The following is a 13,198-nucleotide window of genomic DNA, read 5'->3' on the forward strand; positions in this document are numbered from 1 at the left end:
GCGGGTAATTTCCGTGCGTCCGCATGGAAAATTGCCCGAAACGCTATAATAGCGCGATGTTAAAGCAAAGAACCATCAAACAAACAGTGAAAACAGTTGGCGTCGGCCTGCACTCCGGCACCAAGGTTGAACTCGTCATGCGCCCGGCACCTGTGGATACCGGCATTATTTTTACGCGCACAGACTTGATCCCACCCGTGGTATTACCCGCCCAGGCGCTGGCCGTGGGCGATACCCGCATGGCATCGACCTTGTCGAATGAGCATGGCAAGGTATCAACGGTAGAGCATTTGTTGTCTGCCTGTGCAGGTCTGGGACTGGACAATCTGTACATTGATGTCAGTGCCGAAGAAATTCCCATCATGGATGGTTCTGCTTCATCTTTTGTCTATTTATTGCAGCAGGCGGGTATGCAGGAGCAGGATGCTGCCAAGAAATTTATCCGTGTATTAAAGCCGGTAGAAATTCGCGAAGGTACGGGCAAGTCCGAGAAATGGGCGAGGCTGGAGCCTTTCAATGGTTTCAAGCTGCATTTCTTTATAGAATTCAATCATCCCGCAGTCGATGGCACGGTGCAAACCGCCGTGGTTGATTTTGCCAGCGCTACCTTTGTGCAGGATGTTGCCAGGGCACGGACTTTCGGTTTCATGCAGGATGTGGAAATGCTCAGGGGCATAGGTCTGGCCCGTGGTGGCTCCATGGAAAACGCGATAGTCATGGACGAATACCGTATCCTGAATTCAGATGGCCTGCGTTTTGATGATGAATTTGTTCGCCACAAGATACTGGATGCGATTGGTGATTTATACCTGATCGGCCATCCCTTCCTCGCCAGCTATACTGCCCACAAGTCTGGCCATGGCTTGAACAATCAGTTATTGCGCGCCTTGCTGGCCCAGCCAGATGCGTATGAAATTGTCAGTTTTGATGATCTTGATATGGCACCGCCGACGTATGCCACGCAAGTGGACAGGGAGTGGGCACTCGCTTAAAGCCCTGACTTTGAGCTCATGTGCGGCCTGCTGAAATCAGCTTCCAGAGCGATGGCGCTGTATCAGGCGGCTCAGCGCTGCCCGCAAATCTGCATTTTGCGGTGTGTCTTCCAGAGCATGTTCCAACTGCCCAAGCGCCTGCAAGGCCTTGCCTGAAAATGCTATTTGCTTAACGGCAACAGGTTTCTCCACGACGCGCCTGACTTGTACTTTGATCCGGATTGCGTTAATCTGCCATCCCCGTTCTTGCAAAAATGCTTGCAGTTTCGGGCATTGCTGTTTCAATTTGGTCGCCAGTGCGGCATTCGGCGCTGATAGCGTCAACTGTCCCTCCGTTACTTGCATGACCTCACAAGAGGCAAATATCGGCGGCAGTATCAGTCCACAGTCTTTTTGCAGCTTCAGATTGCGCTGCACTGTGGGCAGTAGTTGTGAGATTTTCTCGTTGCTGCGCAAAAAGTCAGCGGCTTCGCTGGCACCAGGCACTTTGCGACCGCGTTTAATGTTAATCGGATAGGTAGGGCGTGAGAATGTTGACATGCGCAATACCTTACCACAAACAGGGCAGGCCAGCTCTCACAAGGAGCACCAGGCCGCCTTTCGTTTTCAGAGGAGCATATTGATGCAAATCATTTTGATGCACTCCCGCTTTACCCAGGCAAAGTCAGTGACTTTGTCTTCCCGTCACGTCATCCTTGCTACTTTTGCATTCCTGTTGGTCATCACTTGTTGCGCTGCCCTGATGGCGGCCCTGACCCTGAAGCTGGCCAGCGCTGACTTGCCAGTCTTGCGCGACCTGGTTCCGGTCGCTGCCGCAAGTGATGCTGGCAATAAAGACAAGTTCATGAAAGAAAACCTCGCTGCGATGGCGGCCAAGCTCGGTGAAATGCAGGCGCAACTGATACGTCTCGATGCACTCGGTGAGCGGGTGCAGGGCCTGGCCGGTGTCAAGCCGGAAGAATTCAACTTCAAGGAATTGCCGGGCCGTGGCGGCCCCGAAGTTACTACCCAGCCCGCCAAGGAATTGAATATGGCAGAATTCCAGGCAGCACTGGCTGCGATGTCTGTGGATATCGAGCACAGATCAGATTATATGAATGTAGTTGAAACCAAGCTCATGGGTTTCAAGGTGCAATCCAAGCTACTGCCAACCATACAACCCGTTAATGTTGCTTACAATGCATCTGGTTTTGGTTGGCGACTTGACCCATTTTCTGGCCGCAGTGCCTTTCATGAGGGCATAGATTTCTCTGGACCTACCGGTACCCACATCGTTGCAGCAGCAGGCGGTGTCGTGGTTGCGGCAGAATATCATCCACAATTTGGCAATATGGTGGAAATTGATCATGGTGGCGAGATCATGACCCGTTATGCCCACTCTTCCAAAATCCACGTCAAGCTGGGTGACATCGTCAAACGTGGCCAGCATATTGCAGACATTGGTTCTACCGGCCGTTCCACAGGTGCACATTTGCACTTTGAAGTACATGTCAAAGGCGTGCCACAAAATCCCCACAAATTCTTGTCTGCCGGGGCTAATCAGGCCAATCTTTCTGCATTGAATCAAAAATAACTTGAGATTGCCGATTCAGCCTCCAACTGCCATTCCATGTCTGGGAATTGTTTGCCGGGTACGCGCCCAGTAATTGCCAAATAATCCATTTTACTGCCCAACAGGCAGGGAAATTGCGCAATTACTGGTTAATTGAGTGTCACATGGTAAAATCACAGGTTATCCTAATGTTGTTGTCAAATTAAGCACTATTTCAACAATTTTTTTAAGAATTTAACTTTCCGTTCATAGCATGTCATTCCTGACCAAGATATTCGGCAGCCGCAATCAGCGGCTTTTGAAGCAATACCAAAAGACGGTGCGTGAGATCAACGCATTGGAACCCAAGCTGGAAGCCTTGTCGGACGAGGCTTTGCAAGCCAAGACTGCCGAGTTCAAAGCACGTGTTGCGAACGGAGAGTCACTCGATGCCATACTCGTCGAAGCTTTTGCTGTCTGCCGTGAGGCTAGCAAGCGCGTCCTGAAAATGCGTCATTTTGACGTACAGATGATAGGCGGCATGGTTTTGCATTACGGCAAAATCGCTGAAATGGGCACGGGCGAGGGTAAAACCCTGATGGCGACCCTGCCAATCTACCTGAATGCCTTGTCTGGCAAGGGCGTGCACGTTGTTACCGTCAATGATTATCTGGCGCAGCGCGATGCCGAATGGATGGGGCGCCTGTATGGCTGGCTGGGACTGACTACCGGTATCAACCTGTCGCAGCTTGATCACGATGCCAAGCAGGCAGCCTATGCTTCTGACATTACCTATGGCACGAATAATGAATACGGTTTCGATTACCTGCGCGACAACATGGTCTATGAAGCCAAGGACCGTGTACAGCGCAGCCTGAATTTTGCCGTTGTCGATGAAGTCGATTCGATTCTTATCGATGAAGCCCGTACACCATTGATCATTTCCGGCCAGGCTGAAAATCATACCGAGCTGTACTACAAGATCAATGAAGTACCCAAGCTGCTGACCCTGCAAATCGGTGAAGAAACACCTGATGGCAAGGGCAAGATAGAAGTGCCAGGTGACTACACCAAGGACGAGAAAGCTCATCAGGTCTTGCTGACTGAAGCTGGTCATGACAAGGTGGAACGCATACTCACGCAAATGGGTTTGCTGCCTGAAGGTGCATCTGTGTATGATGCCGCCAATATTACCCTGATCCATCATTTGTACGCCGCCCTGCGTGCACATGCCCTGTATTTCAAGGATCAGCACTATGTAGTGCAGAACGATGAAATCGTCATCGTTGATGAATTCACCGGCCGTATGATGACTGGCCGTCGCTGGTCTGATGGCTTGCACCAGGCGGTTGAAGCCAAAGAAGGTGTACGCATCCAGAACGAGAACCAGACCCTGGCATCGATCACTTTCCAGAACTACTTCCGTATGTACACCAAACTGTCAGGCATGACGGGTACGGCTGATACAGAGGCTTATGAATTCCAGGAAATCTACGGTCTCGAAACCGTGGTTATTCCACCTAACCGTCCTTCGCAACGCAAGGACAGGCAAGACCAGGTCTATAAGTCTGCGCAAGAAAAATACAATGCCATGCTCATCGACATCAAGGATTGTTATGAGCGTGGTCAGCCAGTACTGGTAGGTACGACTTCGATTGAAAATTCTGAACTCTTGTCCGGCATACTGGACAAGGCAGGTTTGCCACACAATGTACTGAACGCCAAGCAGCATGCGCGTGAAGCGGAAATCATTGCCCAGGCCGGTCGTCCAAAAGCCATCACCATCGCTACCAATATGGCGGGTCGTGGTACGGATATCGTACTCGGTGGTAACGTCGCCAAGCAGGTGCAAATGATAGAAGCGAATGCAGCTTTGTCTGATGCAGACAAAGAGACGCAATCGCAAAAGCTGCGTGACGAATGGCAGTCTCTGCATGAGACAGTGGTCAATGCTGGTGGCTTGCACATCGTTGGCACTGAACGCCATGAATCCCGTCGCGTGGATAATCAATTGCGTGGCCGTTCTGGCCGTCAGGGCGATCCGGGTTCTTCCCGTTTTTACCTGTCACTCGACGATACGCTGTTGCGTATTTTTGCCGGTGACCGCGTCCGTGCCATCATGGACAGGCTCAAAATGCCTGAAGGTGAACCTATCGAAGCAGGTATCGTTTCCCGCTCCATAGAATCGGCACAGCGCAAGGTAGAAGCACGTAACTTTGATATCCGCAAGCAATTGCTGGAGTACGATGACGTCGCCAATGACCAGCGTAAAGTGATTTACCAGCAACGTAATGAATTGCTGGAAGCGCAGGACATGGCAGAACTGATTTCTTCACTGCGTCATGGCATGTTTGAAGACATCGTACGTGAATATGTACCGGCAGAATCAGTCGAAGAACAGTGGAATATCCCGGGCCTCGAAGCAGTCTTGCGTGATGAATGGGCGCTTGATTTGCCGCTGTCGCAAATGCTCAAGGATGATGCCAATATCACCGATGAAGATATTCTGGAACGTGTGCAAAAAGCGGCCAATGATGTTTATGAAGCCAAGATATCCATCGTCGGCAAAGAATCTTTTGCCGGTTTCGAGCGCAATGTCATGCTGCAAAGCATAGATACACACTGGCGTGAACATCTGGCGGCACTCGATCATTTGCGCCAGGGTATCCATCTGCGCGGTTACGCACAGAAAAATCCTAAACAGGAATACAAGCGCGAAGCGTTTGAACTGTTTGGCCAGATGCTCGAAGCGATCAAGAACGAAGTGGTCAGGACCGTGGTCACTGTGCGTATACAATCCCGTGAAGAGATTGATGCAGCAGAAGAACGACTTGCACAGTCGCAGATTGAAAACGTTCATTACCAGCACGCCGATTTTGATGCAGATGCAACGCCTGAAGAAATGCTGGCTCCTGCCGCCGACTTTGGCACTGACCAGCCAGAAATCAATTACGCCCTGAAGGTAGGTCGCAATGACCCTTGCCCTTGCGGCAGCGGCAAAAAGTTCAAGCAATGCCACGGCAAACTTGCCTGATCATTGAGTAGTACAAAAACAAAAGGCGACCATTGGTCGCCTTTTGTTTTTTCGTCGTCCAGTGTCAATTTAGCGAATCCTGATGCGCTCACTTGACGCAAGCAAATCCCGGAGTTAAAGTGAACGAGCGTGCTTATTTGAGCATTCGTTCTATATTCTGGAGTCGCAAGCTGTGATGACCAGACCTGAGGGGGCGTATGGACTTGAACTTTAACGATGCAGAGCTGGGTTTCCGTCAACTGGTCCGTCATTTTCTGCAAACTTCATTACCTCAGGCCATCAGCCATAAAGTGCATCATGGCATAGCACTGGAAAAAAGCGATTACCAGCAATGGCAAAAGATACTGCATGCCCAGGGCTGGGGTGCCTCCTCCTGGCCTGCTGCGCATGGCGGCACTGGCTGGTCTGCTGTGCAGCGATATATATTCGAAGAAGAATGCGCCGCTGCCGGGGCACCACGGCTGCCACCTTTTGGCATCAAGATGGTGGCACCCGTCATCATGGAATTTGGCTCGCCTGAACAGCAGCAGAGATTTTTGCCTAACATACTGACTGCCGATGAATGGTGGTGCCAGGGGTATTCGGAGCCGGGCTCCGGCTCTGACCTCGCTTCCGTCAAGACCACGGCTGAACGCAGGCGTGACAGCGAAGGCGAATACTATGTAGTCAATGGTCAAAAGACTTGGACTACGCTGGCACATTATGCCGACTGGATATTTTGCCTGGTCCGTACAGACCGCGAAGCCAAGGCCCAGCGCGGTATTTCATTTTTACTCATCTACATGAAATCCCCTGGCGTCACTGTCAGGCCCATCATCACCATGGACGGTGCACATGAAGTCAATGAAGTCTGGTTTGATGATGTCAAAGTACCGGTTGCTAATCTGGTCGGTGAAGAAAACAAGGGCTGGACTTATGCCAAGTTTTTGCTGGGGCATGAGCGCACCAATATCGCGGGTATAGGCATAGCCAAGCGTGAGCTGGCCAGATTGAAAAGAGTAGCCGCACGCGAATTCAAGAACGGCAAACCGCTTATGGAGGATGCTGCTTTTGCCATGCGTCTGGCACAGGTAGAGATAGACTTGATGGCGCTGGAAATGACGAATCTGCGCGTCTTGTCAGCAGAAGAGCAAAGCCATGCGCCGGGGCCGGAAGCATCGATACTGAAGATCAAGGGTACGGAAATACAACAGGCCATCACTGAATTGCTGGTGCAGGCCGTAGGAGAGCAGGCTTTGCCCCTGCGTGATCGCCAGGATACCAGTGAGCTGGCCAGCCCGCTTGCCATTAATTACCTGAATATGCGCAAGCTATCCATCTATGGTGGCTCAAATGAAATACAAAAAAATATCATTGCTCAAATGATCATGGGGCTGTAAGGGCTACGCCCGTCCTGCGTGAAATTTCCTCAGCGCAAACATGCTTCGCAGTGCAACAAAATGCCCTACAATGTCGGCTTGATTTCAACGCAAGGAAAAACCATGGCCGTAAATTCCCCCATCCCTGTGGCTGCAGATTTGAAACCGGTAGCTGGCATACGCCTGGGTTATGCCGAGGCTGGCATACGCAAGCCCAATCGCAAAGACGTACTGGTCATGGAACTGGCCCCTACGGCGACCGTCTCCGGGGTATTTACGATCAACCGCTTTTGCGCGGCTCCCGTGCAGGTCTGCAAGGCCCATCTGGAAGGCCTGCACATGGCATCCAGCCCTATTCGTGCGCTGGTGGTGAATACTGGTAATGCCAATGCTGGCACCGGCGATGCTGGTCTGGCGGCAGCAAATGCGACTTGTACTGCCCTGGCAGAATTGCTGGGTTGCGAAGCTTCTCAAATCCTGCCATTTTCTACTGGCGTGATCCTGGAGCAATTGCCGGTCGACAGGCTGGTCGCCGGTTTACCTGCAGCCATAGCGAACCTGACAGCGGATAACTGGTTCAATGCCGCTACCGCCATCATGACTACCGATACCCAGCCCAAGGCGGCATCGGCGACGGTGGAAATCAACGGTAAAACCGTGACCATGACAGGCATCAGCAAAGGTGCGGGCATGATCAAGCCAAATATGGCGACCATGCTGGGTTATCTGGCGATAGATGCCAAGGTTGCGCAAAATGTGCTGGATCACATGGTCAAGCAGGCGGCTGACAAGTCTTTCAATTGCATCACCATCGATGGTGATACTTCCACTAATGACTCCTTCATGCTCATCGCCACTGGCGCGGGTGAAGTTGAAGTCAATGATGTCGAGACACCAGAATATGTAGCACTGGCAGAAGCCGTGACTGCGTTGTCGCAAAAACTCGCCCACATGATTATCCGTGATGGCGAAGGCGCGACCAAGTTCATGACGATTGCAGTGGAAGAAGGCCGTGATGTAGAAGAATGCCGCAAGATCGCCTACTCGATCGCCCATTCCCCTCTGGTGAAAACCGCTTTCTTTGCCTCTGATCCTAACCTGGGTCGCATCCTGGCAGCCATCGGCTATGCCGGTGTGAATGACCTGGATGTAGGCAAACTGAACCTCTACCTGGATGATGTCTGGGTCGCCAAGAATGGTGGCCGCAATCCTGACTACCGCGAAGAAGACGGTCAGCGCATCATGAAACAGAGCGAAATCACCATACGCGTCAAACTGGCACGTGGCGATGCAGCTGCGACAGTCTGGACTTGCGACCTATCGCATGACTATGTCTCCATCAACGCCGACTACCGCTCCTGATCTGGACAGACAATGACGCAGCTTGATCAATTTCTCTTGCGTGCCGAGCATTTGCTGAGCAGGCTGGAAAACATATTGCCCGCCAGTACGCCCGCACCTGACTGGAATCTGGGCTTTGCCTACCGCTGGCGCAAACGAGGCGGTCAGGGTTATTTACAAGTCGTGCGTCATGCCTCGACCATAGCGCTGGATGACTTGCGTAATGTCGCCGCACAAAAAGCCCAGATAGAGCAAAACACCAGGCAATTTGTTCATGGTAAACCAGCCAATAATGTCTTGCTGACCGGTGCCCGTGGTACAGGTAAATCATCGCTGATCAAGGCTTGCCTGAACCAGTTTTCTGGCCAGGGTTTGCGTCTCATCGAAGTTGATAAAGCTGACCTGGCTGACTTGCCGGATATCGTCGATCTGATCGCCGAGCGCCCAGAGCGTTTCATCGTTTTTTGTGATGACCTGTCCTTTGAAGAAGGCGAGGCTGGTTACAAGGCCTTGAAGGTGGCACTGGATGGCAGTATTTCTGCCCAGTCCGATAATGTGTTGATCTATGCGACTTCAAACCGCCGCCATCTCTTGCCTGAGAAAATGTCAGACAATGCCAGCTATAAATATAGCGATGATGGTGACCTGCATCCGGGTGAAACGGTAGAAGAAAAAATCTCCTTGTCTGAGCGCTTTGGCCTATGGGTTTCTTTCTATCCTTTCAAGCAGGATGATTACCTCGATATCGTCGCTTACTGGCTGGGGAGTATGGGTTGTACTGCTGCACAGGTAGAAGAAGCACGTGGTGATGCCTTGCGCTGGGCTTTGCAACGCGGTTCGCGCTCTGGCCGCGTGGCCTGGCAATTTGCACGGGACTACGCAGGCAAGCTGGCGGAGTCTTGAAATGAGCGCAAAACCTGTGGATGTCGCCGTCGGCATCCTGATGAAAGCCAATGGCGATGTCTTGCTGGGGCAGCGTCCGGCAGGCAAACCCTATGAAGGTTATTGGGAATTTCCGGGCGGCAAGGTTGAGCCTGATGAATCCATACTCGATGCACTCAAGCGCGAATTTGTTGAAGAGCTGGGCATACAGGTGTTGACTGCCGAACCCTGGTGCGGCGTAGAGCATATCTATCCGCATGCCCATGTCAGGCTGCATTTCTATATCAGCCGTGAATGGCAGGGCGAACCGCAAAGTCTGGAAGGGCAAGCCTTTGCCTGGCAGGGCAGTGTAGAGCTCACGCCTTTATTGCCAGCCACCATACCCCTGCTGGAATGGCTGGATTTGCTGCGTAAGGACGAGGCCAGTCTGGCTGCTGCAGCTTGAGCAATTAAATAATTAGCTTGAATCTTGCAGCCAGTGCGCTGGCTTGCGACACCACTTCCCTCCCATCACTTTGAAGAAAATCAGCGCTGATATTTATTTGTTCGCTCTGTCCCTTTTTCAATCCTGCTTCCTTCCGCTTTATTGCTTCCTCTCTATACTTGGTATCGAGTACTTCCTGCCTCTTGTCATCAAACTGTCTTTTTATGACAAACAATCCGTAGTATCACTTATTGTCGGATACTTTTTGGGCTGAGATTATCTGTGCTTTATTTCATTAGCGATATGTATTGAAAACAATACAGTGTATTTAAAATAGTACAGTGTGCGACTTTCAGTACGCAATAGAGTGTGTACTCTAGTGCGCAAAGTAGAGGAAAAGCAGTAACTGTATTAAATTCAATACAGATTTTTTGGCGAATCCAAAATAAATTTTCTAAGTCCTTGAATTTTTTCAATAAAATTTTGTGGCACGACGATTGCTATGACTAGTCGCAGTTTCCTTATATGCGATGGAGTGGTGAAATATGAAGCAAGTTGCTGGAATAGCAGGTGCAGTACTTCGTATTGACTTACAGGCAATACGTTATAACTATCGTCTGTTGCGCGGTTTATTGGGCGTGGCGAAATGTGGTGCCGCAGTCAAGGCGGATGCTTATGGTGTGGGCGCGGTGCAAGTCGTACAGGCGCTGTATGCAGAAGGTTGCCGGGATTTTTTTGTCGCCCATTTGCAAGAGGCGATCATTATTCGTGAATATTTGCCTGCGGATGCAGCCATCTATGTCATGCATGGCTCACCCGTTGGGCATGAGGCGGAATTATTGGAATATAACTGCACACCAGTCTTGAACAGCCTGCCACAAATGCTGGCCTGGCGTGCATTGGCGCAAAAAGAACAGCGCCGCCTGCCAGCCATCGTCCAGGTTGATACCGGCATGGCCAGGATGGGCTTGTCAGCCGCCGAGGTGCAGCAATGGCAAGCCGATGCCAGCCTCAGCGAGGGCATAGACCTGCAATACATCATGAGCCATCTGGTCAGTGCAGAAGACCAGGCCAACCCGGTTAATCAGCAGCAGTTGCAAGCCTTTAATGCCTTGCGTACCCAAATCCCGGCTTGCCAGGGTTTGCCAGCCAGCCTGGCCAATTCTTCCGGCATCTTCCTGGGTAAGGACTTTCATTTCGACATGGCCCGTCCTGGCGCTGCCCTATACGGTGTTGCCCCTGTCGCAGGCCAGGCAAATCCCCTGCGTGCCGTTGCCCACCTGCAAGGCCGCATCATACAAACCCGTGAAATCCCGGCTGACACCGGTGTTGGCTATGGATCAACCTGGCGCAGCAGCCAGACCAGCCGCATAGCCACCGTCGGTGTCGGTTATGCCGATGGCTGGATGCGCAGCCTCAGCAATCGTGGCGTTGCCCATATTGCTGGCCAGGCCGTACCCATGGTCGGCAATGTATCGATGGACACGATTACCCTGGATGTTACTGCAGTCCCTGCAGAACATCTGCAACCCGGCTCCATGGTGGACCTGATCTCTGCTGACAATACAGTAGATCAGGTGGCAGCACGTGCCAACACCATAGGCTATGAAATCCTGACCAGTCTGGGAGGCCGCTATGAGCGTACCTATAGCAATTAAGCCTCTACATGTATGGCCGCTTGCCTGAGCAAGCAGCCAGAACAAATAAAGAACACAACAGACAAACAGATTAATCCATCAGTGAGCCAGCAGCAGGCCGGGAGAAATAAAATGAAAATAGTTATATTGGGTGCAGGTGTTATCGGTACAGCGTCAGCGTATTACCTTGCCAAGGCAGGCCATGAAGTCACCGTGATTGAGCGCCAGCCTGCAGCAGGTCTGGAAACCAGTTATGCCAATGCAGGCGAAGTCTCTCCAGGTTATTCAGCGCCATGGGCAGGCCCTGGCGTGCCCCTGAAAGCCATCAAATGGCTGATGATGCAGCACAGCCCGCTGGCAATACGTCCCAGCTTTGACCCGACTATGTGGCGCTGGGTCACGCAAATGCTGATGAACTGCACCAGCAAACGTTATGAAATCAATAAGGGTCGCATGTTGCGCATGGCTGAATACAGCCGCGATGTCTTGCAACAACTGCGCAGCGATACCGGCATCAGCTATGACGAACGTACCCAGGGTACGCTGCAACTGTTCCGCAATCAGCAGCAACTGGACGGTGCAGAGGCCGATATCGCCATCCTCAAACGTTACGATGTGCCTTATGAAAAACTGGACAAGGCCGGTTGCCTGAAAGTGGAACCCGCACTGGTCAATGTGCAGGATAAATTTGTCGGTGCCTTGCGTTTGCCAGGGGATGAAACCGGCGACTGCTTCAAGTTCACCCAGAGCCTGTCCAGATTCGCGCAAGAACTGGGTGTCCAGTTCAAGTACGGCGTCAGCATACAAAGACTGGTCAAGAGCGGCGATACCATCACTTCTGTCATCACCTCCGAAGGTGAGATCAAGGCAGACTGTTTCGTATTGGCACTTGGCAGTTATTCCCCGATTCTCTTGAAAGAATTGGGCATCAAGATTCCTGTTTACCCTATCAAGGGCTATTCAATCACCGTTCCGATTACCGACGCACAAAAAGCGCCGGAATCGACGGTCATGGATGAGACCTATAAAGTCGCAATTACCCGCCTGGGCGACCGCATACGTGTCGGTGGTACTGCCGAAATCACCGGCTATAACCTCGACCTGCGTGCAGACCGCCGTGCCACCCTGGAGCATTCAGTGACTGATCTGTTCCCTGGTGGTGGCGACGTCAGCAAAGCCGAATTCTGGACTGGCCTGCGTCCCATGACGCCGGACGGCACCCCTGTCATTGGCCCTACGCCTTACCGCAACCTGTACCTGAACACTGGTCATGGCACGCTGGGCTGGACCATGGCTTGCGGTTCTGGCCAGTTCATTGCTGACGTGGTTTCTGGCAAGCGCCCGGCTATTTCTACTGAAGGTTTATTCATGGACCGTTACGGCAGCGTCAACAGTCCAATATTTATACACAAGGAGTTGGCATGAATGCAATTGAAGAGTTATTGTCATCAACCCAGGTCTTTTCTGATGCCAACCTGAATGCGCGGTTTTTTACCGCCATAGAGTTGCTGGCACAAATCATGATGGTCATGCCGCGTACCGCGAATATTACCGCGCTGGCCCAAGCCACGGGCAAGACACCGCGCCTGATACGCTCGATACTGGCCGTACTGAGCAAGGATGCCCTGGTCAGTCGCGATAGCAAAGAGAAGGATGCCTGGCACTGCCGTGACTGCAATGGCATCATCACCCTGGCAGATGTTTACCGCAGCTTCGTCAATGCAGAAGAGCGCGCTGCTGCCAAGGCCATCGAAAAAGCGGTGCAGGAAGAAGAGACAGAAGTGCCACAGGAAAGACGCAATACCCGTACTTCCAGCCAGCAAAGTGTCGATCTGCTGATGATGCAAGTTAAAATGACGCTCAATCGTGCAGTCTTGCAGCAACTGGAGCAATTTGACCTGGGCCGTTTGCGTGGCCTGGCATCGAACAGCGCTTTCCGTCGCCAGCATGCACGCCCACGTGGTTATATCCCGGAACCGTATTAATCATACTTGATCAG

11 protein-coding genes are annotated in these 13,198 nt (G+C 51.9%); 10 read left to right on the forward strand and 1 reads right to left on the reverse strand.

The features are described 5' to 3' along the window. The first annotated feature begins 56 nt into the window (after positions 1-56). Complete coding sequence (lpxC, locus tag UNDYM_RS03955; RefSeq protein ID WP_162039870.1) at positions 57-992, forward strand: UDP-3-O-acyl-N-acetylglucosamine deacetylase; 936 nt, start codon at positions 57-59, stop codon at positions 990-992. Between the two features lie 36 nt (positions 993-1,028). Here lpxC and UNDYM_RS03960 read toward each other — a convergent pair whose 3' ends face one another. After that, entirely contained in the window at positions 1,029-1,532 is a 504-nt protein-coding gene (locus tag UNDYM_RS03960; protein WP_162039871.1) for a DciA family protein, read from the reverse strand. 82 nt (positions 1,533-1,614) lie between these two features. Here UNDYM_RS03960 and UNDYM_RS03965 point away from each other — a divergent pair, with 82 nt between their 5' ends. From UNDYM_RS03965 to UNDYM_RS04005, 9 genes are all read left to right on the forward strand, one after another. After that, positions 1,615-2,565 (forward strand): M23 family metallopeptidase, encoded by a 951-nt coding sequence (locus tag UNDYM_RS03965; protein ID WP_162039872.1) that lies wholly within the window; start codon positions 1,615-1,617, stop codon positions 2,563-2,565. Between the two features lie 232 nt (positions 2,566-2,797). Then, a complete protein-coding gene (gene secA / locus UNDYM_RS03970; protein ID WP_162039873.1) occupies positions 2,798-5,557 on the forward strand; it encodes a preprotein translocase subunit SecA in 2,760 nt (919 codons plus the stop codon). Between the two features lie 197 nt (positions 5,558-5,754). Further along, entirely contained in the window at positions 5,755-6,936 is a 1,182-nt protein-coding gene (locus UNDYM_RS03975) for an acyl-CoA dehydrogenase family protein (RefSeq protein WP_162039874.1), read from the forward strand. Between the two features lie 102 nt (positions 6,937-7,038). Then, entirely contained in the window at positions 7,039-8,277 is a 1,239-nt protein-coding gene (gene argJ, locus UNDYM_RS03980; protein WP_162039875.1) for a bifunctional glutamate N-acetyltransferase/amino-acid acetyltransferase ArgJ, read from the forward strand. 12 nt (positions 8,278-8,289) lie between these two features. Then, a complete protein-coding gene (locus UNDYM_RS03985; RefSeq protein WP_162039876.1) occupies positions 8,290-9,159 on the forward strand; it encodes an ATP-binding protein in 870 nt (289 codons plus the stop codon). A 1-nt stretch (position 9,160) separates the two neighbouring features. After that, on the forward strand, positions 9,161-9,583 hold the full coding sequence (locus UNDYM_RS03990) for an NUDIX domain-containing protein (RefSeq protein ID WP_162039877.1): 423 nt from the start codon (positions 9,161-9,163) through the stop codon (positions 9,581-9,583). A 524-nt stretch (positions 9,584-10,107) separates the two neighbouring features. Beyond that, a complete protein-coding gene (alr, locus tag UNDYM_RS03995; protein WP_162039878.1) occupies positions 10,108-11,220 on the forward strand; it encodes an alanine racemase in 1,113 nt (370 codons plus the stop codon). Positions 11,221-11,331: 111 nt separating this feature from the next. After that, positions 11,332-12,624, forward strand: a complete 1,293-nt coding sequence (locus UNDYM_RS04000; protein ID WP_162039879.1) for a D-amino acid dehydrogenase — start codon at positions 11,332-11,334, stop codon at positions 12,622-12,624. Beyond that, entirely contained in the window at positions 12,621-13,184 is a 564-nt protein-coding gene (locus UNDYM_RS04005) for a hypothetical protein (protein WP_162039880.1), read from the forward strand. Before UNDYM_RS04000 ends, UNDYM_RS04005 begins: the two co-directional genes overlap by 4 nt. The last annotated feature ends 14 nt before the right edge of the window (positions 13,185-13,198 follow it).

The sequence above is a fragment of the Undibacterium sp. YM2 genome (genome assembly GCF_009937975.1).
GTDB lineage: Bacteria > Pseudomonadota > Gammaproteobacteria > Burkholderiales > Burkholderiaceae_D > Undibacterium.